This is a genomic window from Capnocytophaga sp. oral taxon 863 str. F0517 (assembly GCF_000466425.1).
Taxonomy (GTDB): domain Bacteria; phylum Bacteroidota; class Bacteroidia; order Flavobacteriales; family Flavobacteriaceae; genus Capnocytophaga.
This window is the reverse complement of sequence record NZ_KE992160.1, coordinates 1-504: the sequence shown is the minus strand read 5'-3', so window position 1 is coordinate 504 and position 504 is coordinate 1. Positions and strand designations below refer to the sequence as shown.

At 47.8% G+C, this 504-nt stretch carries 1 pseudogene; it reads left to right on the top strand.

Features of this window, described 5'->3' with window-relative positions:
• Nucleotides 1-504 (top strand): annotated as a pseudogene (locus tag HMPREF1551_RS07950) (hypothetical protein); the annotation flags it as partial.

Genomic DNA, 504 nt, shown 5'->3' with positions numbered 1-504 from the left:
AGATCTGTGAAAAGCAAAATGGCACCCCTTGTGCAACAGCTAAGGTGAAGGTAAGTGTTGATAATGATACGATCCGTACCATCGAAGCCAATAACGATCCACTCACCCGTGTGGCCAAAGGAGGTACCGTGGATATCCTTAGCAATGACAAGGTAGACGGGCGCCCAGCAGATAAAGATAAGGTAAACTTCTCTATCGAGAATAGTGGTCGCCTTGTAGGGGTAACTATAGAGCCTACCACCGGTAAGATCAAGGTACCTGCCAATGCCACTCCAGGCACCTATGAAGTGACCTATAAGATCTGCCATAAGCAGCAAGCTGGCCTATGTGATACTGCCATTGCCAAGATAGAAGTAACCGATGTATCAGCAGAGAACCCAATGATCTCCGCCAATGATGACCCCGAGACAAAGGTGCCTAAGGGAGGAACCATAGATATCCTCTCCAACGACCGTATCGGAGGAAACCCTGCTACTAAGGATAATGTGGTTCCATCTATCGATA